We start from the raw sequence: 25590 nt of genomic DNA on the forward strand, positions 1-25590 counted from the left end.
AGTTATTCAGTTTTTCCGTTTTTTCTTATTTTACCGTTATGCACTATTAATGTTTCATCTGTAATTTCTTCTTCTAAATCCCAAACAAACTCGTTGTCTTTTATAAGATGCTTTAGGAAGTTAAACATGTTTTTTCCGTACAAATCACTCGCATTTGTAGAAACACTTTCAGGAGAAATTGTAGTTCCAATTATTTTTACTCCATCTTTTATAACAGTTTTGTTTAATTTACTTAATTCAACATTTCCGCCTTGCGCAGCTGCTAAATCAATAATTACAGCACCATTTTTCATTTGTTTTATTTGCTCTTCTGTAATTAAAATAGGAGATTTTCTTCCTGGAACCATTGCGGTTGTAATTACTAAATCTGCTTGAAATAACGATTTATTAACGGCCTCTTTTTGTCTACGAGCATAATCTTCAGATGCAGCTTTTGCATATCCTCCTTCTGCTTTTTCTTCACCAGAGTTGTCTACTGAAATAAATTTAGCTCCAAGAGATTCTGTCTGCTCTTTTGTTTCCATTCTAATATCAGTTGCTTCTACAACAGCTCCTAATCTTTTTGCAGTTGCAATTGCTTGCAAGCCAGCAACACCTACACCATAAACTAATACTCTTGATGGTGTAATTGTTCCGGCAGCAGTCATCATTAAAGGAAATATTTTAGTCATTTCATAGGCTCCTAAAATAACAGCTTTATAACCCGCTAAATTACTTTGAGAACTTAAAACATCCATATCTTGTGCTCTTGAAATACGAGGCATTGCATCCATAGAAAAAGCAGTAGCTCCTTTTTCAGCAATTGCCTTAATTAAATCTGGGTGCGATTTATGGAATAATTGACTCATTAGAATATGAGAATTATCTATAAGTTTTAAGTCTTCCTCATCAAAAGGATTGATTTTTACAAGCACTTTAGCTTCTTTAAAAACCACTCCTCGAATTTCTACGCTAGCTCCAATTTTTTCATAATCAGAATTTTTAAAAGAAGAATTAACTCCTGCATCTTCTTCTACCAATATTTCAAAGCCTTTTTCTATAAGCTGTTTTGCAATAGTTGGAGAAATACAGACACGTCTTTCGCCTTTTTGAGTTTCTTTTAATATGCCTATTTTCATTTATTTATGTATTATAAGATGAATTAAAAATGTTTTTATTATTACTATTGTTAAGTTGGATTCTATATTGAATAAATTTTAAAAAAAGAAAACCAGCAAAAAAGCCAGTTTTAAAAAGGAACTTATATTTAAAAAAATTAAACTTAATTAAACCGAAATAAATACGAAATATTCGATATAAGGAAGGGGTTGATTTTTTAGTTTTCATTATAACTATATCTTGTTTCGATAGTAATGTGTAAAGGTAAATAATTTAAAGCTTTTAAAGGTTGATAAAAATCACATTTATTAGCTAATTTATATTAAACGATTGATATATTGTTGATTGTGTAATAATTATTACAAAAGGATAATGTGAAAAATATTTCTATTAATAAAGATTATAATTTAATTTATTTTTAAAATTATAAATTTTGAAGGAATACTTGTATTTTTACAAAAATCTCTAATTTGAAAATTACTTTTTTAGGTACTGGCACATCACAAGGAATTCCTGTAATTAATTCAAAGCATCCTGTTTGTTTGTCAAATGATAAAAGAGACAAACGGTTGCGTGTTTCAATCTTGGTTGAATGGGATAACTATACGTATGTGGTTGATTGTGGCCCAGATTTTAGATACCAAATGTTGCGGGCAAATGTTTGTGCAATTAACGGTGTTTTGTTTACTCATGAACACTCAGATCATACAGCTGGATTAGATGATTTACGTCCGTATAGTTTTCAAATGGGTGGTGTTCCTATTTATGCACAACAACGAGTTTTAGTAAATTTATCAAAGCGATTTGATTATATTTTTATTGATGAAAATAAATATCCAGGCGCTCCAAGTGTGCAACAAAATGTACTTGAAAACAATCCTTTTTTACTTGGTAATATAAAGGTTACTCCTGTTGAAGTAAATCACGGAAAATTAAAAATATTTGGATATCGATTTAAGGATATGGCTTATTTAACTGATGTAAAATCTATTGATGCTGTTGAAAAGGAAAAACTAAAAAATTTAAATGTGTTAATTATAAATGCAATTCGCTATAAACCACATGATTCTCATTTGAATTTAGAGGAAGCTTTGACATTAATAGATGAACTAAAACCTAAAAAAACTTATTTAACACATATTAGCCACCATCTCGGTTTTCACTCAGAAGTAGAGAGGACTTTACCAGAAAATGTATTTTTAGCTTATGATGAACTTGTTATTGAAGTAAATTAATAGTTATACTTTTTTAGCAATTAACAGAAAAAGAGGATATTTTTTATCGTTTTTTTCAATTTCATAGCAAATAGTGTAGTGGATGGTTTTAAATCCATTATTTTTAAGTATTTTGGTTAATTCTATTTTATTAAAACCATTGTGCCCAGTAAAATTTTGTGATGTTGGATGAAATGATCCATCTTCCTTAACCAAATTCCAAAGCTTTCATTTTTTTTGAAGGTTGAATAAAATCAACTATTTTTTTAGCAACAATTTTAGCTCTTTCTATTTTTTCAGGATTGTTATCCCATTTTTTAGCTTTTTTATTAAAGTGTTCTGTACTCATTTCAAGTTTTAATTTTAGTTCCCTTTTGGAGTGTTCTGCATATAAAAAGTAATGTTTCCTCCATTTTTTAGGTCGTTATAATTTAACTGAAAATTTGAAATTATTTTATCATTTATAGTAACCTTTTCAACATACACATTTTCTTTATTTTGGTTTACAGTATTTATCGTAATTGTTTTTCCGTTTTCTAAATTAATTTGTGCTTTATTTACCATTGGACTTCCTATAGCATACTCATTTGAGGCTGGGGTAACCGGGTAAAACCCCAAAGCACTAAATACATACCAAGCACTCATTTGTCCCGCATCATCATTACCACATAAACCATCTTCTCCGTTGCTGTACATGGTATCTAAAATCATTCTAACTCGTTCTTGTGTTTTAAACGGATGGTTGGTCCAATTGTATAAATAGGGTATATGATGTCCAGGTTCGTTTCCGTGTACATAATTTCCTATAATTCCATCGCGTGTAATATCTTCATTCTTTTCGATGTATTTATCATCAATTTCTGTAGTAAAAATATAATCTAGATGTGCTGAGAATTTATCTTTTCCACCCATTAATTCAATCATGTTGTCTATTTCATGTGGAACATATAAACCATAGTTTAACGCATTTCCTTCAATAAAACCTTGACCGTGTGTATCAATTGGATCAAATTCTTTACGCCAAATTCCGTTGCTTAGTTTTGGACGCATATACCCAATTTTCGAATCATAAACATTTTTATAATTTTTAGAACGATTTATATACGTATTATAAACTTCTTTGTTTCCAGCTTTTTTAGCAATTTGAGCTATACACCAATCATCAAAAGTATATTCCAACGTTTTTGAAACCGACGATGAACTTTTATCTTCTGGAACGTAACCGAGTTTTATATAATCTCCAATACCATCAAAATAGGTTAGTGTTGAAGTGTTTTTCGAAGCTACAAGTGCTGCATTTATATCAACATCAGTAGTTCCTTTTACAATAGCATCTGCAATTACAGTTACAGAATGGTAGCCCACCATACACCAATTTTCATTTGCATAATGACTCCAAACTGGCAGCATATTATGAACACTCTGGTTATGATGTGCCAACATAGATTTCACCATATCATTATTTCTTGTAGGCTGGATAATGTTAAAAAGTGGGTGCAACGCTCTATAAGTGTCCCAAAGTGAAAATACTGTATAATTGGTAAAACCTTCAGATTGATGGATATTTTGATCTAAACCTCTATAAGAACCATCAACATCTTCATAAATAATTGGACCTAACATTGTATGATACAATGCGGTATAAAAAGTTTCTTTTTGTGCTTTAGTTTCAGTTTCTACAATTATTTTATTCAATTCATTATTCCATTTTTGTTGCGTTTCTTGTTTTGTTTTTTCAAAATTCCAATGTGGAATTTCAGCTTCTAAATTTTTTAAAGCGCCAGCAGTGCTTGTATTTGAGAGCGCAAACTTTATTTTTATTTCTTCACTGTCTTCGGTATTAAAATTAAAATAGGCTCGAAGATTTTTTCCAGCCATTTCTGGGAAGTTTTCTTCTTCGTTAAAACGTCTGTAAAATCCGTTGTACTGAACAGCATCATATTTTTTATGACCGTAACTTTTAAAAGGTTTTGAAAACTGCATTGCAAAAAACACTTTTTTAGTGCGTGCCCAACCGTTTGTTTGGCGATAACCCGTTACTAATGAGTCATTTTCAACACGTATAAAAGTCCATACATTTTTATCTTCGTAATTATAAATGTTTGAAATTAAATCTAAAATTATATGTGAATCTTTAGATTTTGGGAACGTATATTTATGAAATCCAACACGATCTGATGCTGTTTATTCAGCTAAAATATTGTAATCATCTAATTTAACTTTGTAAAAGCCAGGTTCTGCATCTTCATTTTTATGTGAAAATTGAGAATGAAATCCACTATGAGGAATTGAAGCATCACCAGGTTCTAATGTTAGTTTTCCAGTTGTTGGCATTACTAAAAAATCGCCTAAGTCCGAATGACCTGTTCCGCTAAAATGAGTATGGCTAAACCCAAATATTGTAGTATCATCATATTGGTAACCTGCACAATATTTATAAGTCTCAGGGTTGTATTTACCGTTCTTAAACATTGGTTGCTGGTTTGTTTCTGGGCTTAACTGAACCATTCCAAACGGGCTTGTAGCTCCAGGAAATGTGTGTCCCATATTTTTTGTGCCAATAAAGGGATTTACATACTGAATTAAGTTTTCTGTTTTAGAGGTATTTTTAGTTTCCACACTTTTTTCAGTTTTGTTAACGCAAGAGTTTACTATAATTGTAATAACAAGTATAATTGAAATATGTTTCATATTATTCTATTAAAATATTGTATTTTTCTAATAAACCAGCTATTCCATTTAAAGAGAATTTGGCATTTTTAATGTTGTTTGTTTCTAGATTGATAGAGTAGTTATTTGAAGTTCTGAAATCTACTTTTTCTAAATTTGTGTTTTCAAAAATAGCTTTTTTTAAATCACAATTTTCGAATAATGAATTTGTTATATCGGCTTCAGTAAAATCGGTTTCTTGTAAATTACAGTTAGTAAATTTGGTATTTTTAAGTTTTAACTGATAAAAAGAAGCTAGGTTTAATTGACAATTGTTAAAAGAAAAAGCTAGTAAAAAAGGATTGCATTCACTAAAATTTAAACCTACCAATTTGCAAGTACTAAATATGATCTCTTTAAAAGATGTGTTTTTTATGTCTGAATTACTGAAATTACAATCTTCAAAATTACATTCTACAAATTCATTATTTGAAAGATGGAGGTTTGAAAAATTACAGTTAATAAAAGTACAATTGTCGTATTCACCTTTTGGAAAGCCATTTACAGTATAATCTTTTCCTTTAAAAACGTTATTTTCTATAAAGTTATCATTCATTTTTTTATACCAGATTGGATTATTATTTCAGCATTAAATTTAGAGTAAAATCTCAATTATTGCATTATAAAATAAATAAATTGTGTTTGAAATGGTTTCTTTTTGTATTTTACATATGATATAAGTATTTCTTTGAATACTTTTAGAGGTTTCTACATATTATAAAAAAAAAGCACAAAAAAAGCCCATCTGTTAAGATGAGCTTTGTAAAAAATTAAGAAGTATATATTAAATTACTTTTACATTTACTGCGTTTAATCCTTTTTTACCTTCCTGTAAATCAAATTCAACTTCGTCGCCTTCGCGTACTTCGTCAATTAATCCAGAAATGTGAACAAAATGTTCTTTGTTTGAACCTTCTTCTGTAATAAATCCGAAACCTTTAGTTTCATTGAAGAATTTTACTGTTCCTTTACTCATGTTAAAATATTTTATATTAATTATATGAGGCAAAGATAATGCCAACTATTGAAATAACCTAAAAAAGAAAGATTTATTATTCAAATAGTTACGTAACCTGTTAACACTTTATATTAATATTGAATAAACTTTGAAAAAAAAGATTAAAGAATTAAGTTTTTACTTGCTCTTTTTTAAACTGTTCAAATTTATTTTCAGTTGTTTTAGGCCAGCTATTATTGTTTAAATCAACATCAGCTGTTTCTTGATCTGGATCAATTGTAATTTTTTTAATGGTTTTACTTGCGGGAAAAACCTTAATTACTTCGGCGTCATTTTTTCTCCAAATTTGAGCAGGATATTGTTTGCGATCTTTGGTGCCATCTTCATATTCTAATTCTACAATAATTGGCATTACTAAATCTCCAAGTTGTTCAAATTTTAATTCATAAAAATATTTTGGAACTTTCATAGTAGCTTTTTCTTCAGAAGAAAAATTTTGATTGATATAATCGGTCAACAGACTATAATCTTTAGCTTTATTGTTTTTTAAATCTTCTGTAAATTCTTCGCTATCTTCTGAAATTAAAAATAATGAAGGTGGAATAGCATCTTTATTAATATTATAACGCTGATAAATTTTTATAGCATCCTTTGTTGGTTTGTTGGTAATATGATATTTTTTTACTTCTTTAATACCAATATCATTGTTTCCTGTTGTATAAAACCAACCTCTCCAAAACCAATCTAAATCCATTGCCGAAGCATCTTCCATAGTTCTAAAAAAGTCGGCAGGAGTAGGGTGTTTAAACTTCCAGCGTGTTGCGTAGGTTTTAAAAGCGTGGTCAAATAATTCTGGTCCCATTATGGTATGTCGTAAAATCCAGAGAGCTGTTGCAGGTTTTGCATAGGCATTATTTCCAAATTCATACAAATCATCTCCTTTTGACATAATTGGTGCTAATTTTGATTGATCTCCTTTCATATATGGAACAATGTTTTTTGGAATTCCACGGCGTAAAGGAAAATTTTTGTCATAATCACGATTCGCTAATAACTGAACAAATGAATTTAAACCTTCATCCATCCATGTCCATTGACGCTCGTCTGAATTTACAATCATTGGGAAAAAGTTATGACCAACTTCATGAATTGTTGTTCCGAGCATTCTATATTTAGTTCTGTCGGAATAAGTTCCATCTGGATTTGGTCTTCCAGGGTTAAAACAAATTTGAGGATATTCCATTCCCATTTGTCCATCTACCGATATTGCTTTATGATAAGGATAGTCAAAAGTATGTTTGGAATACGTTATTAAAGTTTGCGCAACCGCTCTTGTAGAATGATCTCCATATAAAGGATTTGCTTCTTTTGTATAATAAGAATATGCCATTACATTTTTCCCATTAATATCAACAGCCATAGCATCCCAAATAAATTTTCTAGATGATGCAAAAGCATAATCTCTTACATTTTCTGCAAAAAATTTCCATGTTTTCGTGTTTTTAGATTTGTTTTGCTCTGTTTTTACAGCTTCATCTTGAGAAACAATTAATACAGGATTGTCATATGTTTTCCTAGCTTTTGCAAGCCTTTTTTGTTGTATTTTAGTAAGTACTTCTTGCTCATTCATTAAAACACCAGTTGCTCCAAGAATATGGTCTGCAGGTGTTGTAATTGAAACTTCATAATCTCCAAATTCCAAAGCGAATTCGCTACGACCCCAAAATTGGTCGTTTTGCCAACCTTCAACATTATTATAAACACATAATCTTGGAAAGAATTGTGCAATTACATAACTGTTATTATTGTCTTCGGGAAAATATTCAAATCCAGATCTTCCACCTTGTGTAACGTGATTGTTTATATTGTACCACCATTTTATTTTAAAAGAGTGTGAATTTCCAGAAGCTAATGGGGTTTCTAGATTTAAACGCATCATTGTTTGGTTGATAAGGTATGACGCATCACTATTGTCCATATTTTTTACGTACTCTATTTTAAATCCTCCATCAAATTTTACTTCAATAAATGTTTTTGAAAATTGTGAAGGAGTATATAGTGTATTTAATACACTTGATTGAATGTCAGGAGATTTAGAATCTGAGGCTCTTTTATTTTGATCTAATTGAAGCCATAGATATTCTAAGGCATCTTGTGAATTATTGTGATATGTTATTATTTCTTCACCATAAATACGTTGGTTATCATCATCTAATATAATAGCTATTTTGTAGTCTACTTTTTGTTGGGTGTACTTATAGCCAGGTGCTCCAGAAGCCGTATGTTGGTCGTTTGGTGTAGGCAATTCTTCATGAAGTTGTTTAAACTTGCTTATATTGTAATGTCCTTTTTGACGCTCAGTTTCTTGAGCAAAAAGCGAAGTTGAAATTATAGAAAATGATAGTACTAGTAAAAAATATTTTTTCATTTCAGAAAGATAAAATTTGCAATTTTATTGATGTCGTAATTTTTATTGGTAATCTTAATTAAAACACAAATAATTTTATATATAAACTCCTTAAAAAAAGTAACTAAAAGATTTTAGGTTAGTTATTAACTTTTAATTTGCTCTTTTTTAAACTGTTCAAATTTATTTTCAGTGGTTTTCGGCCAACTGTTATTACTTAAATCAACATCAGCGGTTTGTTGGTCTGGATCAATTGTAATTTTTTTAATGGCTTTGCTTACTGGAAAAACTTTAGTTACTTCGGTGTCATTTTTTCTCCAAATTTGAGCGGGATATTGTTTGCGTTCTTTGGAGCCATCTTCATATTCAAATTCTACAATAATTGGCATTACTAAATCTCCAGGTTTTTCGAATTTTAATTCATACAAATATTTTGGAGCTTTCATTGTAGTATTTTCTTCAGAAGAAAAATTTTGATTTATATAATTGGTTAATATACTATAATCTTCTGCTTTATTATTTTTTAAATCATCTGTAAATTCTTCGCTATTTTCTGAAATTAAAAATAATGAAGGTGGAATAGCATCTTTATTAATGTTATAACGCTCATAAATTTTTATAGCATCCTTTGTTGGTTTGTTGGTAATATGATATTTTTTTACTTCTTTAATACCAATATCATTGTTTCCTGTTGTATAAAACCAACCTCTCCAAAACCAATCTAAATCCATTGCCGAAGCATCTTCCATGGTTCTAAAAAAGTCGGCAGGAGTAGGGTGTTTAAACTTCCAACGTGTTGCGTAGGTTTTAAAAGCGTGGTCAAATAATTCTGGTCCCATTATGGTTTGACGGAGTATAAAAAGTCCCGCAGCAGGTTTTGCATAAGCGTTAGATCCAAAGTTGAAAACATTGTCTCCTTGAGTCATAATTGGAGCTAACCTACTTTGATCTCCTTTCATATAACGAACTATATTTTTTGGATATTTGGTCATTGGAAAAAGGATAGAGTCGTATTTATATTCTGCTAAAATTTCAACAAATGAGTTGATGCCTTCATCCATCCAAGTCCATTGACGTTCATCGGAATTAACAATCATTGGGAAAAAACTATGTCCTACTTCATGCGTAACAACACCAATTAAACCTTTTTTTGCTCTTTCAGTATAATTACCATTTTTATCGGTTCTTCCATAGTTAAAAGAAATCATAGGATACTCCATTCCCATTTGTACATTTACCGATGTAGCTTGTGGGTATGGATAGTCAAATGTATGTTTAGAATAGACTTCTAAAGTATTGGCAACTACTTTTGTAGAATGTTCTTGCCATAAGGTTTTGCCTTCTTCAGGGTAAAGAGAATACGCCATAACTGTTTTGTTATTTAATTTAACAGCCATTGCATCCCACATATATTTGGAAGAAGTAGCAAATGCAAAATCACGGACATTCTCTGCATATAATTTCCATGTTTTAGTTTTATTGCTTTTTTCTTTTGAAGCTGCCATTGCTTCTTCAGGTGTTACAATAAACATTGGATTGTTGTAATTAGTTTGCGCTTGTTGATATTTATTGTATTGAACTTTTGACAAAACATCTTTAGGGTTTGTTAACACACCGGTTCCATTTAAAATATAATTTTTTGGAGTTGTAATTGATACATCAAAATTCCCAAATTCTAAAGCAAATTCACTCGATCCCCAAAATTGCATATTTTGCCAACCTTCTACATTGTTATAAACTGCTAAACGAGGATAAAACTGTGCAATTGCATAAGCTGCTGTTCCGTCTTCAAAAATTTCAAAACCAGATCTTCCTCTATCTTCCCTATAATTATTTATGTTGTACCACCATGTTATATTAAAAACAAACGTTTTACCAGATGCTAACGAATTTGGTAAATCAATTCGCATCATAGTATTGTTTATTGTGTGGTTTAAATCTTTTCCATTTACATCTGTTAATGTTGCAATTTTAAAACCTCCATCAAAAGGTTTTCCCATAAAGTTTTTTATAAAATTTTTAGGGGAATAAGAAACTCTTGGTCCACCACCATTTATATCATTTCCTTTAGCATCGGCAGCACGAACGTTTTGATCAAGCTGAACCCACAAATATTCTAAATTATCTTTCGAATTATTATGATAGGTTATTGTTTGTTTACCACTAATTTTATGATTTTCAGTATCTAAAGCAATATCCATTTTATAATCAACTTGTTGTTGAGTATATTCATATCCAGGCGCTCCAGAAGCTGTATGTTGTTTATTTGGAGTTGGCAACTCTTCGTGTAATTGTTTAAATTTACTAATATTGTAGTGTGCTCGTTCCCCATTTTTTTGTTGATCTTCTTGGGCAAAAACCGAAGTTGAAATTATTACTGAGGAAAGTAATAAAACAAATAGTTGTTTCATCTTAAATAGGATTTAGTTAAGACTTGAAATTTAATAATTTTAACAATAAATTTAGAATGTTATTAAAATTTTAACAAACCTTTATGTGTTTTTTTATTTAAATAAAAAGTTTTGTGTTTTTTGTTTGCACTTATTTTTATAATATTTTGTTGATCTTCAAAATCTCTTATTAAACAAGTATTAGTTATTTCCAGCGTTTTTAACGTTTGTACATCTGTAATTTCTAAATAAAAGCGCACAATATCATCGTCGTATTCTTTGCCAATGTATTGATAAGGTACCAGTTTATTATTTATAGTAAATTCTAGGTGTTCATTTAAATAAGTTTCAAAAGATTCATCAATAGATTCACATTCTTCTTTTGTGGCTATTTTAAGGATTGTGTTATAATCTCTATTTAGGGTAAATTCTATATCATCAATAAAAAAGCCTATGATAATTTGAATGGATTTTTTTTCTTTAACATATTCAATTTCGCATAAACTTAAATAGTATTTGTGGATAGAAAAAGCAAAAAGAGGTACTAAAAGGAAAAAAAATAAATAATTTTTTAATTTCATTGGTTAATATTTCAATTGTAAACGTTAGAACTTATAAGTTTTTGAAACCGTTTTGCTAATAAACAAAAAGCATTTTAAAATACTATAATTTAATATTGAGAAAAAAACTATTCTTTAATTTGATTAAACTTTCTACTTTGAACTATTAAAAAGTTTTTAATTTGAAACTCGTTGCTATTTAAATGATTATTTAAGCCATTTTCTTGACAATATTCTAAAAATAAATAAATTTTATCATCGGGAATATTTAATACATCGGTAAAAAAATTGGCTTTATAGAGTGTGAATAATTTATCAGGAAAATCTTCTATAAGTCTTTCATTTTCTTTTTGTGCTGCCTTTCTTTCTTTATTTTTTGCTCTTAAATTTTTAGTTATTAATTTAAAAATAGAAACAAAATCAACACCTGTATTTCCATAAGTTGGGTCGGTTAATTTGCGTGAATCCGGTCCTTTCTTTTGGTTATTTTCTGTTTTGTTTAAAATTATTCCTTTTTGTACATCTAAGTTGCCAAAATCCAATCGTATTTTTGGTGACAATAAAACTTCATCGAGCTCATTTAAATCTTGTTCTAAAAAAATAAGTAACTTTTTTTCGTTAATGTGTATTTCTGAAATTTTTATAACTCTGTTGGTATAACTTATTGAAGAAAACATAATAGAATCTCCGAGTTTAGCAAATAATGTAAATTCACCTTTGCTGTTACTTGAGGCTCCAAAGTTTTGGGTGAGGTTAAGAATATTAATATTTTCTAAAAAAATGGAATCATATTTTACAACACCTTCTATTTTTACAAGTGATTTTTGCGCAAATAAATGCACACTTATAAATAAAAATAGGAGTGAAGCGGTTTTTAGTTTTTTAGTTAATTTCATTATATAATATGCTTTATAATTACCATATTTTATGTCCCACAATATTTATTAAAGTTATAAATTTTATCTTCAGAAATCTTTAAAATAATCACAAAAAAACTGTTTCTAATATTTTTAATCTTTAATTTTGTTGTAATTGCTACTTTCTTCTTTTAAAATCTCAATAATTTCTAATAATCTATTGTTGTAATATTTAGTAGAAATATCTTTAAATTCGCAATAATCAATAAACAAATAAATTTTTTCTTTAGAAATTTTTAAACTTTTTATAAAAAAATCATCACCCAATCGTTTTCTAAGTTGATAGGGGAATTCTTTCATTTTTTCTAGTTTTCGTTTTAATGCCCTTTCATTTTCTAGTTGTTTATTGTATTTACTACCTTGTGCACCTCCAGCTAAATAAACAGGATTTGTAAAAGATTCAGCATTAACATCTTTTTGATAGCCAAACTCATCGCCAGGTAATTTTTTATCTAAATCACTTAATTTATAGGTAAAATTAGCTTTTGGAGTGGTATCCTTAGGAGTTTTCTTAAAATCTACATCTAAACTCCCTGTTAAACCGTGTAAAAAAACTTCATCTAAAATATTAATAATAGGAACTAAAGTTGTTATTATTGAAGTTGATTCGATATTATATTTTGAAACAGTTATTTTTTTATTCTGATACTGAATTGAAGAAAATAGTATTACATCACCTTCTTTTGCTAAAATTTCGAATGAACCTTGTGTGTTACTAATGGTACCAAGTCTATTATTTAAATTAACCACATGTATATCTTTAACGGTTTTGTTTGAGCTATAAATGGATCCAGATATAGAAACTGACTCTTCTTGCGAAAAGACCTTTGTAGCAATAAAAATAAAAAAAGTAAAGTTGGTTAAAGATAATTTCATTAAAACAAAGAACGCTAATGATATCTTAAAATATTATTAAGGCTATTGTAAACTTATGTTAAAAGCTATAAAATCAGTATATTTGATAAAATATTATTTTTATGAAGAAATTACTAATTGCAAGTACTTCTACAGTTCATGGTAAAAGTTATTTAGAATATATTTTACCTGAGCTATCTGAGTTTTTTAAAGGTGTAAATGAAATTTTATTTATTCCGTATGCAAGACCTGGAGGTATTTCACACGATGCTTATACGGAAAAAGCCAGTGCTGCTTTTGAAAAAATTAATATAAGAGTTAGGGGGATTCATGAATTTACAAATCCGTTTGGAGCTATTAATAGTGCTAAAGGAATTTTTACAGGTGGAGGAAATACTTTTTTGTTACTAAAACAATTGTATGATACTAAAGTGATTTCAAGTTTAAAAAATGTGGTTGAAAACGGTACACCTTATTTTGGAACAAGTGCAGGTAGTAATATTACAGGCTTAACAATCCAAAATACCAATGATATGCCAATAATTTACCCACCTAGTTTTACTTCTTTTGGGTTTATAAATTTTAATATTAATCCGCATTATTTGGATCCTGATCCAAATTCAACACATATGGGAGAAACTAGAGAAACTCGAATAAATGAGTTTCATACGCTAAATAGTACTCCAGTTTTAGGTCTAAGAGAAGGAAGTTGGATACACGTAAAAGGAACTAAAATTGTTTTAAAAGGGTCTTTATTTGCAAGGCTATTTCAAAAAGGAAAACAACCTGTTGAGTTACCGCCAGATACAGATTTGAACTTTTTAATGTAAATTTAAAGTAAGTGCAATTATTTGAGCATCGGGAGATTTTTTAACTTTTTCAGTTAAATTTTTATAGGAATTAATAACTCTTAAAGTATCAATAGTTGTGTTTTGTAATTGATCTCTCAAAAGCATTGCAGCAATATAAGAATTACTGTTTTGTGAAATATAATTATAGCTATACTCAATATGTTCTTGTTCAATAGTTTTCATTTGATTATTAATTTCTGCTAATTTTTCAACATTATTCTCTAATCTATATTTTTGAAATTGAGGAAATAGATAACTAATTTTTTTAAATATTTTTTTTGAATTTGATTGATAATTATTAAATTCTGTATTTAAATTCGATCCTTTTATAAGGTTGTTTTCCAAATCATTAGCGTCAATTTGTATTGCTATTTCTGCATTTTCTACTATTAATATTACGGTGTTGGAGTAATGTTTAAAGCTTAGAGCAAAACGTTCTGGATATTCAACAAAACCATTAAATAAAAAGTTATTGTTAGTTACATTTGACGAATCTATAATGATTAAAGAATTTTCGAAAATTTTATTGAGATATACTTTTTGAGGATAAAAATTTTTTAATGTTCCATTAATTTTAAAGGTGTTTTTTTTAAAAGAAACTATTTTATTTTTTGGAAGAGTTTCATTTTTACAAGCCATTAAAATAAGAGCACAACTACAAATAAAAAATAACTTTTTTAGTGTAGTTGTGAAATTTATATTCATTGTTAATTGTTAAAAAAAATTATTTTAATAACACTAGCTTCTATATAAGAATTGCTGTAACTTTTTTAAAGAATATTACACAAGAAACTTATTGAATATGAAATAAAGTAATAGTTTTAGTAATTTACATATTCAATAATTTCAATACCATAACCTGTCATACCAACTCTTTTTCTAAAAGTTGAAGCATTAGAAAGTACTTTTAATTTTGTAATTCCAAGATCGTGTAATATTTGAGCGCCAATACCAAAATCTTTTTCATCCATTTTTAAATTTGGAATGTAGGTTTGGTTTTTAGCTTGACTTTCTTTTAAGATTGCTAATCTCGCAAGTAAATTAAAAGATTGATTTTCTTGATTAATAAATACAATTGCACCTTTACCAGCTTTATTAATTGCGTCAAATACACCTTTTAATTTGTCATCTGGGTTTTTAGTAAGCGTTCCTAAAATATCATTATTTACAAGGGTAGAGTTAACTTTAACAAGAACTTCTTCATCTTCATTCCAAGTACCTTTAGTTAAAGATAAATGTACCTGTTTGTTGGTAGTTTGCTTGTATGCTCTTAATCTATAATCGCCAAAACGAGTATTAATTGTAAATTCTTCGGTAAGTTCAATTAAAGAATCGTGTTGCATTCGATATTCAACCAATTTTTCAATCGAAATAATTTTTAAATCGAATTGTTGTGCAATTTTTGCTAACTGAGGAAGTCTTGCCATTGTACCGTCCTCATTCATAATTTCAACAATAACCCCTGCCGGTTTTAACCCAGCTAAACGCGCTAAATCTATAATAGCCTCCGTATGTCCAGTTCTTCTCAAGACACCACCTTCACGTGCTTTTAATGGAAATATATGTCCTGGTCTGCTTAAATCGTGCGGTCTAGTAGCGCTATCTGTTAACGATTTTACAGTAATTGCTCTGTCATGTGCTGAAATTCCAGTTGTAACACCTTTTCCATGATAATCAACAGAAACAGTAAATGCAGTTCCAAGAGGATCGGTATTAAGACCAACCATTAAGTCTAAATTTAATTCTTGACACCTTTTTTCTGTAATTGGAGTACAAATAAGTCCTCTACCGTTAGTAGCCATGAAGTTAATCATTTCTGGAGTTACTTTATCAGCAGCAGCAACAAAATCGCCTTCATTTTCTCTGTTTTCATCATCAACTACTATTACTACTTTTCCATTTTTTATATCAGAAATAGCTTCTTCAATAGTATTTAATTTTATTTCTTTTGTTGACATTTTCATAATTGATTAATTGATTTTTTTAGTAAATCTATTGAAAAACTTTTTTATAGAATCCAATACAGAATCTATATTAAATATACCCATTCCTTGTGTAGCTCTTCGCGTTAATAAAATACCAAAAGGAAGTAATATTAGTGTTGAAATCCAACCGCCCAATAAGGTGGTAATAGCACTTTCTTCTGATAAATTTTTACCGAATTGTGATATGAAAAAGTAAATTACAAAAATTGTAATAGCCATAATCATCGGTAATCCAAAGCCTCCTTTTCGTATAATCGAGCCCAAAGGAGCCCCAATAAAAAATAGAACAAGACAAGCTAAAGAAAAAGAAAAACGATAGTTATACTCGTAATCATATAAATTTAGACGTTTTCGGTCTCTTTTTATTTTTTCTTGTTGGTTATTAATTCTGTCAGTAGCACGTTTTAATATTTGAAGGGCTTCTCCCAGAATAATTGTTTTATTTCCTATGGAAAAATTATCTAATATTTCGGGTTTTAAAATAGTATCTCTAATAGAGTCGGGATATTTATATAATCTATTTGCTTTAACAATATTATAAAAATTAGTAGAACGTTCTTCTAAATATTTGTCATAATTAGATTTTTCTACTTTTGAAATAGAATCTAATTGATTAATACTTAACATACCATGATGTTGGGTTATATCTTCATTATCTAAATCTTTATCATTATTAAATGAAGATATATCAATATTAATTGTGTATGTGTCAAACGTAGCTGCCGAAGCGGGCATTTTTTTCCGTTCATTTTGAGACATTGACCGTTTGCTATGTTCTTCGTAATAATTACCATTTTGCAATGTTAAGGTCATATATTTACTACCTTCTTCTGTAGAAATCTCACCTTTTTCGGCAGTAATTATTTTTACTTTTCCTTGGCTAAGTGTTAAATCTGCAATTTGAACTTTTTTAAGCAAATTTTCTTCTTCTCCATATTTTTCATCAAATTTTATGTTAAAGCCAGGTATTTCTGTATTAAAAGCTCCTGGAACCAGTGCTAATGCTGGTTTTTTCTTTTTCATATTTAAATAAAGATTCTTTTGTTTTAATGTTGCCCAAGGATATACATTATTTAAAAACACAAAATTTAAACCACTTAATAGGATTGTTAAAATAATTAATGGTTTAATTACTCTTTTTAAAGAAATTCCGGCAGATTTTATTGCTGCAAATTCATAATTTTCAGATAAATTACCCAATGCCATAATAGATGATAACAAAATACCAATTGGAAGGGCAGTAGGTGTTAAAATAAGTGATAAATAACCGAGAAATTTTAAAATAAAAAAGATGTCGATTCCTTTACCAGCTATTTCGTCAAAGGCCAACCAAAGTGCTTGCATTACCAACACAAATAGAACCACAAAAAAAGTGGCTAATAAAGGCTGTAAAAAGCTTTTTAAAATGTATTTATCAAATATTTTCAACACTATTTAATTTGGTTCAGAGATTGTATATTTTTTTTGATCTCTGTAGGTTGCCTTGTCAAAGATAAAAAGCTTTTCTGAAATAGGTTGATTTGTTTTAAAAGTTCTTACTTCAAGTGTTGTAATTGTGTTATTATCTCCAATTTCAATAATATTATAAATATGTTTTGTTTTTATATCAATTCCTACCATTACCTCTTTAATTTCAGAATTGCTATCAATTGGAATTAGTTTTACATATTGTATTTTAATACCTTTTATAGTTTTTAGAGCATCCATTTTATAGGTAAATCCATTTTTATAAAATGAAAACATTTTTGAAGGTGTTAACGTAGTATTATTATTTTCTGAAGTATTTTGAATAATTACTTCTTCGTCTTCGTGGATAATAAGATATGTTTTTTTACCATCAAAAATTTGTTCGGTACCCATATAATTTAAATGGTAATTTTCTCCTTTAAGAGTAACACTTCCTATCGTTTCTTGATGTACATCGGCGTCATTATTATCTAATCTATGGTTAAATTCGAGATAGATATTTTTATAGCTTTCTACTTTTTTAGCAACTTCATCTAACAAAGCTTTTGCTTTTGCTGATTCTTGACTAAAGGAATTTATAGTAAATAAAAAAACACTTAGTACTATTATTAATTTTTTCATAATTCACATGTAAACATTAACTTTTATTCTTTTTCTCCGTCTAATAATTGATTGAGAGCTAATTCATCTGGAACTAAAACTTGTCTAGCTTTGCTCCCTTCAAACTGACCTACAATTCCCGCAGCTTCTAATTGATCTATTAATCTACCCGCTCTATTGTATCCCAATTTTAACTTACGCTGCAATAGCGATGCAGAACCTTGTTGTGCATGAACTATTACAAGTGCTGCGTCTCTAAATAAAACGTCTCGTTCGCTGATATCTATATCAAGACTTGTGCCAACTTCTTCACCAGTATATTCAGGTAAAAGGTATGCACTTGGGTACGCTCTTTGTGAGCCAATATAATCTGTAATTTTTTCAACTTCTGGTGTATCCACAAACGCACATTGTAAACGAATAACATCGTTACCATTTGTAAATAGCATATCTCCTTTTCCAATTAATTGATCTGCTCCAGCACCATCTAAAATTGTTCTGGAATCTATTTTTGATGTTACTCTAAAAGCAGCTCTGGCCGGGAAATTTGCTTTAATAATACCTGTAATTACGTTCACAGAAGGACGCTGGGTTGCTACAATTAAATGAATTCCAATGGCACGTGCTAATTGCGCTAAACGTGCTATTGGGGTTTCAACTTCTTTACCAGCCGTCATAATTAAATCGGCAAATTCATCAATTACCAACACAATGTATGGCAAAAATTTATGACCATTTTCTGGATTTAATTTACGAGCTTTAAATTTAGTATTGTACTCTTTAATATTACGAACCATAGCTGTTTTAAGCAAATCGTAACGGGCATCCATTTCAATACATAAAGAGTTTAATGTATTTATTACTTTAGTGGTATCTGTTATTATTGCATCCTCAGTATCTGGTAATTTCGCAAGATAGTGACGCTCAATATGATTGAATAACGTAAGTTCTACTTTTTTAGGATCAACCAAAACAAATTTAACTTCAGCTGGATGCTTTTTGTATAAAAGTGAAGTTAGAACAGCATTTAATCCAACAGATTTTCCTTGCCCTGTTGCACCAGCCATTAATAAATGTGGCATTTTTGCCAAATCAAAAACAAATGTTTCGTTAGAAATTGTTTTTCCCATAGCAACAGGAAGTTCCATCTCAGAATTTTGAAATTTTGCCGAAGAAATAACAGATTTCATAGAAACCATAGTGGCTTTTTTATTAGGTACTTCAATTCCAATAGTTCCTTTTCCTGGAATTGGTGCAATAATTCTAATTCCCATTGCCGAAAGTGATAGTGCAATATCGTCTTCTAAATTTTTTATTTTAGAAATACGAATACCAGCATCTGGAACTATTTCATATAATGTAACTGTTGGTCCTACAGTAGCTTTTATTCTGGCAATACCAATATTATAATTGTTTAGTGTTTCTACAATTCTATTTTTATGACTTTCTAATTCTTCTTGATCAATAGAAATGCTTTCGTCATAATCTTTTAAAAGATTTAAGGTAGGAAAAGTGTAATTACCTAATTCTAAAGTTGGATCAAATTCTCCAAAATCTTTCACTAATTTACTAGACATGTTTTCTTCAACATGTGATTCTTCAACAATTTTTTCAACATCAATTTTAACTATTTCCCCTCTTTCAGTAGACTCTAAATTTTTAGATGAAGGTTTTTTATTTTCAATTGGAATATCAAAATCGGCTGTAAAAATTTCCTTAGTTTCAGTTGATTTTATTGGTTCTATTGATTTTTTAACTTCTTCAGAAGTAGTTGTTTCATTTGAAGTTTTTACTGCTTTTTTTACAGGGAAAATACTTTTTATTTTTTCTGGTGTTAGTTTAAATCGAATTACTAAATATGAAATTAATAAAAATAATAACACCAATAATAAACCAGTTTTTCCTAAGAACTGTTGTAAATAACTATTTAATTCGTACCCAATAATTCCGGGTAATAATTGATTGTTTGAGCTAACAAAGCCAATTGCAACTGATAACCATATCATTGCTAAAATACCCCAGCCCCAATATTTTCTTACACTTTTTAAACTACCTTTTAAAAATATGGCAATACCAGAGAAAAATAATAAAAAAGGAATGTAGATTGAAGATATTCCAAAACCATCATAAATAAAAAAGTGGCTGATAGTTGCACCAATTTTTCCTAATAAGTTTTTTACGGAGGTATTTTTGTCAGAAAAATTAGCGAGCTGACTTTGGTCTTCTTGCCAATTAAAAAAGTACGAAAAAAATGAAATTATTAAAAAAACGGCAAATAATACAGCAAAAGAGCCTAGTATTGTTTGAGTTTGTCTATTTCCAAAAAACGATTTTATTTTTTGAAAACGAGGTTTACGTTCCGTTTTAGTTATTGTTTTTTTCTTTTTTGCCATTGATATTTATATGTCACAAAAATATAAAATTATTGCGATTGCAGTTATATTACTAAAATAATTTAGGTATATATATTATAAAACCAATAATAACGGCAAATATTGCAGCAAAAAAAGCAGCACCTGCAGAAATATCTTTTATAGTTCCAATTTTTTTATGATGTTCTGGGTGTATAAAATCAGCCATTTTTTCTATAGCTGTATTTAAAGATTCTGCTACCAAAATAAGCCCAATTGCAAAAAATTGGAACATCCATTCGGTAGCAGAAAGATGCATAATAAAACCAAAAATGGTCATTATTATAGCAATAATTACTTGTACAATAATACTTTTTTCTGAAGTAATTAAAATCCAAAACCCTTTAGCTGCATATTTTACAGCTTTTATTCTATTTAAAATAAAATTACTTTCAGCATTCATATATTAAAGTGCTTTTAAAGCAGCTTCATAATTTGGTTCGTCAACTATTTCTGGAACTTGTTCGGTATAGGTAACAACTCCCTCTTCATTAACAACTACAATTGCTCTAGAATGTAAATTTGCTAACGGACCGTTTTCAATTGTTAATCCATAAGCTTTTCCAAATTTTCCTTTTGCAAAATCAGACAATGTAATCACATTTTCTAAACCTTCAGCTCCACAAAAACGTGCTTGAGCAAATGGTAGGTCTCTAGAAATGCATAGTACTTTAGTATTTTCTAATTTTGAAGCTTCTTCATTAAATTTTCTCACAGAAGCAGCACAAGTGCCAGTATCTAAACTTGGGAAAATATTTAATATTAATTTAGACCCTTTAAAATCTTTTAATTTTGATTTTGATAAATCAGCTTTTATTAATGAAAATTTAGGTGCTTTTTTACCTATTTTTGGTAATTTTCCAGATGTTTTAAAAGGATTTCCTTTAAGTGTTATTTTAGCCATATGTTATATTTTTTAGTTAAAAAATCAAAGTTAGTTTAAAAACTAAAATATACGAATTTATTTGTGATTTTTTAATGATTTTAAATTTTTAAGATTCCTAATCTTTAAAAAGTATTAAAGTTTAAAATCTTGTATATTCGCAACCTAAAATATTTTAATTGAATTTAAAAAAATACACATCAGAATTTAAAAACAACATTAGGTTAGCAACGCCAATTATGATGGGTTCTTTAGGACATTTATTGGTTGGTTTAATTGATGATATAATGGTTGGAAGATTAGGGGCAGTGGAATTGGCAGCTACCTCTTTAGGGAATAGTATATTTTTTATTACCCTTTCTGTTGGTCTAGGTTTTTCTTTTGCTATAACACCATTGATTGCGGAATCTGATGGTGAAGGCGATAAAGAAAAGGGTAGAAGTATTTTTCAGCACGGTATTATTTTAACTGCAATAATTGGTTTAGTAATGTTTATTGCATTATTATTTTTGAAACCAATTTTGTACCATTTAGATCAACCAGAAGAGGTGGTGGTTTTAGCAATTCCGTATTATGAAATAGTTGCTTTTTCTATGATTCCTTTAATGATTTTTCAAGGATTTAAGCAGTTTGCCGATGGCTTGTCTCAAACAAAGTATGCAATGTGGGCAACTATATTAACAAATATTGTAAATGTTATTTTAAATTTTACCTTAATTTATGGATTCTGGATTTTTCCAAGATTAGAATTGGTAGGAGCAGCTTTAGGTACATTAATATCTAGAACTGTAATGGTGTTTTTTATATACATTGTATTAATGAAGAAAGATAAATTCACCATTTATCTAAAAAGACTAAAATTTGAAGAGTTAAAAAAAGAACGTTTTTTAAAAATTATAAATCTAGGTTTTCCGACGGCTTTACAAATGCTTTTTGAAGTCGGTTTATTTACAGCATCGGTTTTGTTGGCAGGAACTTTAGGTGCATTTCCACAGGCAGCAAATCAGATTGCTTTAAAATTAGCATCTACAACTTTTATGATAGCGGTTGGAGTAGGTGTTGCTGCAACTATTAGAGTTGGAAATCAAAAAGGGTTAAAAAATTATTTTGAATTAAGACGTATTGCATTTTCAAACTTTTTAATGATATTTATTATAATGTTTGCTTTTGCAATTGGATTTATAGTATTTAAAGATTTTTTACCTTTAATATTTACTGAAAATTTAGAAGTAATTAAAATTGCCTCGAGTTTATTAGTAATTGCAGGCCTATTTCAATTATCCGATGGATTACAGGCAGTTATTTTAGGGGCTTTAAGAGGCTTACAAGATGTAAATGTACCATCTGGCCTTACATTTATTGCATATTGGATTATAGGTTTTCCAATAAGTTATTATTTGGGAACTAAAGCAGGTTTTGGTACATTTGGAATTTGGATTGGACTTTTAGTAGCGTTAACGTCATCCGCATTATTGTTGTTTATAAGGTTTAATTATTTAACGAATAAATTAATTCAAGAAAAAAATGGAATTACCTAAGTTTTTAATGGGAGATAATACAGATTGTTTAAATGATATTTTTGTAATTCATACAGAATTTCCAAGATTCATAATTAATTTAATCGATGATGAAATTGAATGGCTTGAGGATTTTGAAGGTGCGGATCGTGAGGAATTAGAATTAGAAGTTGCCACACTTATAGATCAAGCTAGTGAATTTTACGATAGAGAAATGAAACGCTACGAAACAGAATAAATAGTTGTTTCAACAGTTCTTTTTTCAATAACACATATAATTTTATGTAATTGTATTGTGATCTAAATCTAAAATTAACTAAAACTTTATATCCATTTTAATGTTTAAAACTCTAGGAGTCATATAATTTGGAATGCCATAAAAACGTTTAGAATAAACATCTCGCACCCAAGTGTTTGTTATAGAGTTTTGAACATCGAACATATTAAATATTTCAAATCCGAGAGCAAATTCTTTTACGTTTTTTAACCAACCTATATTGTGTTTATTGTTGGCATCTGCAAAAACATAAGAAATACCAATATCAGCCCTTTTATATGCGTTTAATCTATTTTGATATTCATAAGAATTAGAATAAGAAGGAGCTCCACCGGGCAAGCCAGTATTAAAAACTAAATTTAAATACATTTTAATATTTGGAATATTTGGAACATAATCTTGAAATAAAATTCCAAATTTAAATCGCTGATCCGTTGGTCGAGAAATAGAACCTTGGTTGTTGTAATTTTCTTCAGTTTTTAAAAACCCAATACTCATCCAGCTTTCAGTTCCTGGAACAAATTCACCGTTTAACCTTAAATCTATGCCAGTAGCATAAGCCGTTGCATTATTATCTGCCTTGTATCTAATTTTAACATTATCAATAGTATATGTATTAACGTTGGTTAGATTTTTATAATATATTTCTGAAATTAATTTAAAAGGTCTGTTCCAAATAGAAAAGCTATAGTCGTTTCCTAATACTACCTGTATTGATTTTTGAGTTTTTACATGTGCATTAATTGCTCCATCGAAATCTCTTAATTCTTTATAAAAAGGAGGTTGGTTGTACGTTCCACCAGCTATTCTAAAAAGCATATCTTTTTCCCAATCTGGTTTTATTGCAAACTGACCTCTAACACTATAAATTGTTTGATTTGAAGTTTCAATGTTTTCGCCATTTACATTCCAATTATGAGAACGCAAACCTAAATTATACCATATTTTATGATTGTTCCACTCGCTATTTTTACTGTATTGCGCAAACCAAACAAATCTGTTAATTTTTACATGATTTTGAGCATCAATACTTTGGTAAGGTGTTAACTCTTCAGTAAAGGGCTCGTAAGGTTGATTATTTGTTGTGAAATTTCGAGGTCTAACACTAAAACCCAAAGAATCAATAACTTCCCATTCTTTTATGCGATCTTTTATATCTTCATTTTGATATTTTAACCCAATATTAAATTCATAGTTATTTTTTTTATACGTTGCTTTAAATTCGGTATTGCTTATTAAGGCATCAATAGCATTTCTAGCGTGATTTAACTGAGAGCCAATTCCTTCAGAAAATTCAACTTCACCAAAATCATCAGAACCAAAATCGTTGTTTACTTCACCAATATTATAACTTGCTAAAATATCGTAATATTCCTCTTCAATTGTATGATATGCAGACGTTGTTAACGATAAATCTAAGTTTTTATTAACATTATAACTTCCTTTTAAAGCACCAAAAACAGTTTTAAACTTGTCTTTTTCTTGTCCGTTATAATAAACAATTAGTTCTTGCGGTTCAGCAATTGTTCCGAATTTTGTTCTTCTCGTTTTAGGAATGTAGTTATAATTGTTAAGTGCATAATTTCCTAAAAAGTCGATTTTTAATTTAGGGTTTACCAAATATGATAAAAATGCTTGAACATCTGTAAAATTAGGATTCGTGTTGGTTTCAATATCTTTACTATTAATAAAAAGACTGTTATTTCTGTATCGAACACCAACCAACCCACTTAATTTTTTGTTAGATGAAACTCCTTCAGCGGTTATACTTCCACCTAATAAACTTGCATTTATAAGCGCACTAAAATCTTTTGGAGTTCTATATGTAATATCTAAAACAGATGCTAGTTTATCGCCATATTTTGCTTGAAAACCACCAGCAGAAAAGTTAACATTTTGAACCATAGCACTATTTACAAAACTCAAACCTTCTTGTTGACCAGATCTTACTAAAAAAGGTCTGTAAACTTCAATTCCGTTTACATATATTAAGTTTTCATCAAAATTTCCACCTCTAACATTGTATTGTGTACTTAATTCGTTGTTGTTATTTACGCCGGGTAAAGTCATTAAAATATTTTCTACACCTTGATTGGCTCCTGGTATTTTCGAAATATTTTCTGTTGTTATTTTTAAAGTTCCTTGTGCGTCTTTTTTACGATCTTCAATAATTACTTCGTTAATTTCTTCAACTTTAAAATTTAAAGTAGGAGAGTAGCGTAATGTTTTGTTTGTAGGAATTGAAATGTTTTTTTGAAATGTTGAATACGAAATATGACTAAAAATAATTGAAATTTCTTTTTCGGCAGGCACTTGTAATACATACTCACCTTTTTTATTTGAGGTAGTTCCGTAATTAGAATAACTAATTGAAACGCCTTCAATAGGTTTTTTATCAGTATTTTTTATGGTTCCTTTAATAGTTGCCTTTTGAGCACTTAAAGTAGCTGTAATAAATATAAAAAAGAATAGTAGTTTACAAGTTCTCAAA

The 25590-nt window shown here is 28.9% G+C and carries 22 protein-coding genes and 1 pseudogene; 4 read left to right on the forward strand and 19 right to left on the reverse strand.

What is annotated here, in order from left to right; translation table 11 throughout:
- Positions 1-2: 2 nt before the first annotated feature.
- Positions 3-1118, reverse strand: coding sequence for a Re/Si-specific NAD(P)(+) transhydrogenase subunit alpha (locus tag IEW75_RS10840; RefSeq protein ID WP_134246454.1), 1116 nt, complete (start codon positions 1116-1118; stop codon positions 3-5).
- A gap of 450 nt (positions 1119-1568) precedes the next feature.
- Between IEW75_RS10840 and IEW75_RS10845 the strand changes: the two genes are divergently transcribed.
- Positions 1569-2333, forward strand: a complete 765-nt coding sequence (locus IEW75_RS10845) for an MBL fold metallo-hydrolase (RefSeq protein WP_134246455.1) — start codon at positions 1569-1571, stop codon at positions 2331-2333.
- Between the two features lie 3 nt (positions 2334-2336).
- Here the strand turns inward: IEW75_RS10845 and IEW75_RS10850 are convergent, their stop codons facing one another.
- The 10 genes and pseudogenes from IEW75_RS10850 to IEW75_RS10895 all read right to left on the reverse strand — a co-directional run bounded on the left by IEW75_RS10850 (position 2337) and on the right by IEW75_RS10895 (position 13129).
- Complete coding sequence (locus IEW75_RS10850) at positions 2337-2528, reverse strand: hypothetical protein (protein WP_188704043.1); 192 nt, start codon at positions 2526-2528, stop codon at positions 2337-2339.
- Positions 2521-2661, reverse strand: a complete 141-nt coding sequence (locus tag IEW75_RS10855; protein WP_158283745.1) for a hypothetical protein — start codon at positions 2659-2661, stop codon at positions 2521-2523. The genes IEW75_RS10850 and IEW75_RS10855 overlap by 8 nt, the downstream gene beginning before the upstream one ends.
- A 14-nt stretch (positions 2662-2675) precedes the next feature.
- Positions 2676-5003, reverse strand: a pseudogene (locus IEW75_RS10860) (GH92 family glycosyl hydrolase).
- Between the two features lies 1 nt (position 5004).
- Positions 5005-5577 carry a pentapeptide repeat-containing protein gene (locus IEW75_RS10865; protein WP_134246456.1) on the reverse strand — a complete coding sequence of 191 codons (573 nt, stop codon included), beginning with the start codon at positions 5575-5577 and terminating at the stop codon, positions 5005-5007.
- A gap of 228 nt (positions 5578-5805) precedes the next feature.
- Positions 5806-5997: a cold-shock protein gene (locus IEW75_RS10870; RefSeq protein WP_134246457.1), complete on the reverse strand. Its 192-nt coding sequence runs from the start codon at positions 5995-5997 to the stop codon at positions 5806-5808.
- Between the two features lie 151 nt (positions 5998-6148).
- The gene (locus tag IEW75_RS10875; protein WP_134246458.1) at positions 6149-8407 is read right to left on the reverse strand and encodes a M1 family metallopeptidase; all 2259 of its coding nucleotides are present in this window, start codon (positions 8405-8407) and stop codon (positions 6149-6151) included.
- A 125-nt stretch (positions 8408-8532) separates the two neighbouring features.
- Positions 8533-10797 carry a M1 family metallopeptidase gene (locus IEW75_RS10880; protein WP_134246459.1) on the reverse strand — a complete coding sequence of 755 codons (2265 nt, stop codon included), beginning with the start codon at positions 10795-10797 and terminating at the stop codon, positions 8533-8535.
- A 62-nt stretch (positions 10798-10859) separates the two neighbouring features.
- Positions 10860-11357 (reverse strand): DUF6702 family protein, encoded by a 498-nt coding sequence (locus IEW75_RS10885; protein WP_134246460.1) that lies wholly within the window; start codon positions 11355-11357, stop codon positions 10860-10862.
- Positions 11358-11464: 107 nt separating this feature from the next.
- A complete protein-coding gene (locus IEW75_RS10890; RefSeq protein ID WP_134246461.1) occupies positions 11465-12232 on the reverse strand; it encodes a BamP family beta-assembly machinery protein in 768 nt (255 codons plus the stop codon).
- A 114-nt stretch (positions 12233-12346) separates the two neighbouring features.
- Positions 12347-13129: a BamP family beta-assembly machinery protein gene (locus IEW75_RS10895; protein WP_134246462.1), complete on the reverse strand. Its 783-nt coding sequence runs from the start codon at positions 13127-13129 to the stop codon at positions 12347-12349.
- A 101-nt stretch (positions 13130-13230) separates the two neighbouring features.
- Here IEW75_RS10895 and pepE point away from each other — a divergent pair, with 101 nt between their 5' ends.
- A complete protein-coding gene (gene pepE / locus IEW75_RS10900; RefSeq protein WP_134246463.1) occupies positions 13231-13938 on the forward strand; it encodes a dipeptidase PepE in 708 nt (235 codons plus the stop codon).
- Here the strand turns inward: pepE and IEW75_RS10905 are convergent.
- The 7 genes from IEW75_RS10905 to tpx form a co-directional block, all read right to left on the reverse strand.
- Entirely contained in the window at positions 13930-14664 is a 735-nt protein-coding gene (locus IEW75_RS10905) for a DUF4369 domain-containing protein (protein ID WP_134246464.1), read from the reverse strand. The genes pepE and IEW75_RS10905 overlap by 9 nt on opposite strands.
- Before the next feature lie 116 nt (positions 14665-14780).
- Entirely contained in the window at positions 14781-15917 is a 1137-nt protein-coding gene (gene ribB / locus IEW75_RS10910; RefSeq protein WP_229714441.1) for a 3,4-dihydroxy-2-butanone-4-phosphate synthase, read from the reverse strand.
- Between the two features lie 12 nt (positions 15918-15929).
- Positions 15930-17372: an LptF/LptG family permease gene (locus IEW75_RS10915; RefSeq protein WP_134246466.1), complete on the reverse strand. Its 1443-nt coding sequence runs from the start codon at positions 17370-17372 to the stop codon at positions 15930-15932.
- A gap of 6 nt (positions 17373-17378) precedes the next feature.
- Positions 17379-18032: an outer membrane lipoprotein periplasmic chaperone LolA1 gene (gene lolA1 / locus IEW75_RS10920; RefSeq protein ID WP_134246467.1), complete on the reverse strand. Its 654-nt coding sequence runs from the start codon at positions 18030-18032 to the stop codon at positions 17379-17381.
- A gap of 23 nt (positions 18033-18055) precedes the next feature.
- A complete protein-coding gene (locus IEW75_RS10925; protein ID WP_134246468.1) occupies positions 18056-20404 on the reverse strand; it encodes an FtsK/SpoIIIE family DNA translocase in 2349 nt (782 codons plus the stop codon).
- Positions 20405-20456: 52 nt separating this feature from the next.
- Positions 20457-20825, reverse strand: coding sequence for a diacylglycerol kinase (locus tag IEW75_RS10930; protein WP_134246469.1), 369 nt, complete (start codon positions 20823-20825; stop codon positions 20457-20459).
- A gap of 3 nt (positions 20826-20828) precedes the next feature.
- Entirely contained in the window at positions 20829-21326 is a 498-nt protein-coding gene (gene tpx / locus IEW75_RS10935; RefSeq protein WP_134246470.1) for a thiol peroxidase, read from the reverse strand.
- Positions 21327-21484: 158 nt separating this feature from the next.
- Between tpx and IEW75_RS10940 the strand changes: the two genes are divergently transcribed.
- Positions 21485-22843, forward strand: coding sequence for an MATE family efflux transporter (locus IEW75_RS10940; RefSeq protein ID WP_134246471.1), 1359 nt, complete (start codon positions 21485-21487; stop codon positions 22841-22843).
- Positions 22830-23060, forward strand: coding sequence for a DUF8828 family protein (locus IEW75_RS10945; protein WP_134246472.1), 231 nt, complete (start codon positions 22830-22832; stop codon positions 23058-23060). The genes IEW75_RS10940 and IEW75_RS10945 overlap by 14 nt, the downstream gene beginning before the upstream one ends.
- Before the next feature lie 78 nt (positions 23061-23138).
- Here IEW75_RS10945 and IEW75_RS10950 read toward each other — a convergent pair whose 3' ends face one another.
- A complete protein-coding gene (locus IEW75_RS10950; RefSeq protein WP_188704045.1) occupies positions 23139-25589 on the reverse strand; it encodes a TonB-dependent receptor in 2451 nt (816 codons plus the stop codon).
- Position 25590 lies beyond the last annotated feature (1 nt).

This window comes from Lutibacter litoralis, assembly GCF_014646675.1.
GTDB lineage: Bacteria > Bacteroidota > Bacteroidia > Flavobacteriales > Flavobacteriaceae > Lutibacter > Lutibacter litoralis.

What these genes read in the sequence shown, in the direction of transcription:
- IEW75_RS10855 (WP_158283745.1), bottom strand. Translation starts at nt 2,661, where the DNA reads ATGAGTACAGAACACTTTAATAAAAAAGCTAAAAAATGGGATAACAAT.
- IEW75_RS10865 (WP_134246456.1), bottom strand. Translation starts at nt 5,577, where the DNA reads ATGAATGATAACTTTATAGAAAATAACGTTTTTAAAGGAAAAGATTAT.
- IEW75_RS10885 (WP_134246460.1), bottom strand. Translation starts at nt 11,357, where the DNA reads ATGAAATTAAAAAATTATTTATTTTTTTTCCTTTTAGTACCTCTTTTT.
- lolA1 (WP_134246467.1), bottom strand. Translation starts at nt 18,032, where the DNA reads ATGAAAAAATTAATAATAGTACTAAGTGTTTTTTTATTTACTATAAAT.
- IEW75_RS10905 (WP_134246464.1), bottom strand. Translation starts at nt 14,664, where the DNA reads ATGAATATAAATTTCACAACTACACTAAAAAAGTTATTTTTTATTTGT.
- IEW75_RS10870 (WP_134246457.1), bottom strand. Translation starts at nt 5,997, where the DNA reads ATGAGTAAAGGAACAGTAAAATTCTTCAATGAAACTAAAGGTTTCGGA.
- ribB (WP_229714441.1), bottom strand. Translation starts at nt 15,917, where the DNA reads ATGTCAACAAAAGAAATAAAATTAAATACTATTGAAGAAGCTATTTCT.
- IEW75_RS10925 (WP_134246468.1), bottom strand. Translation starts at nt 20,404, where the DNA reads ATGGCAAAAAAGAAAAAAACAATAACTAAAACGGAACGTAAACCTCGT.
- IEW75_RS10890 (WP_134246461.1), bottom strand. Translation starts at nt 12,232, where the DNA reads ATGAAATTAACTAAAAAACTAAAAACCGCTTCACTCCTATTTTTATTT.
- IEW75_RS10930 (WP_134246469.1), bottom strand. Translation starts at nt 20,825, where the DNA reads ATGAATGCTGAAAGTAATTTTATTTTAAATAGAATAAAAGCTGTAAAA.
- IEW75_RS10895 (WP_134246462.1), bottom strand. Translation starts at nt 13,129, where the DNA reads ATGAAATTATCTTTAACCAACTTTACTTTTTTTATTTTTATTGCTACA.
- IEW75_RS10840 (WP_134246454.1), bottom strand. Translation starts at nt 1,118, where the DNA reads ATGAAAATAGGCATATTAAAAGAAACTCAAAAAGGCGAAAGACGTGTC.
- IEW75_RS10945 (WP_134246472.1), top strand. Translation starts at nt 22,830, where the DNA reads ATGGAATTACCTAAGTTTTTAATGGGAGATAATACAGATTGTTTAAAT.
- tpx (WP_134246470.1), bottom strand. Translation starts at nt 21,326, where the DNA reads ATGGCTAAAATAACACTTAAAGGAAATCCTTTTAAAACATCTGGAAAA.
- IEW75_RS10875 (WP_134246458.1), bottom strand. Translation starts at nt 8,407, where the DNA reads ATGAAAAAATATTTTTTACTAGTACTATCATTTTCTATAATTTCAACT.
- pepE (WP_134246463.1), top strand. Translation starts at nt 13,231, where the DNA reads ATGAAGAAATTACTAATTGCAAGTACTTCTACAGTTCATGGTAAAAGT.
- IEW75_RS10880 (WP_134246459.1), bottom strand. Translation starts at nt 10,797, where the DNA reads ATGAAACAACTATTTGTTTTATTACTTTCCTCAGTAATAATTTCAACT.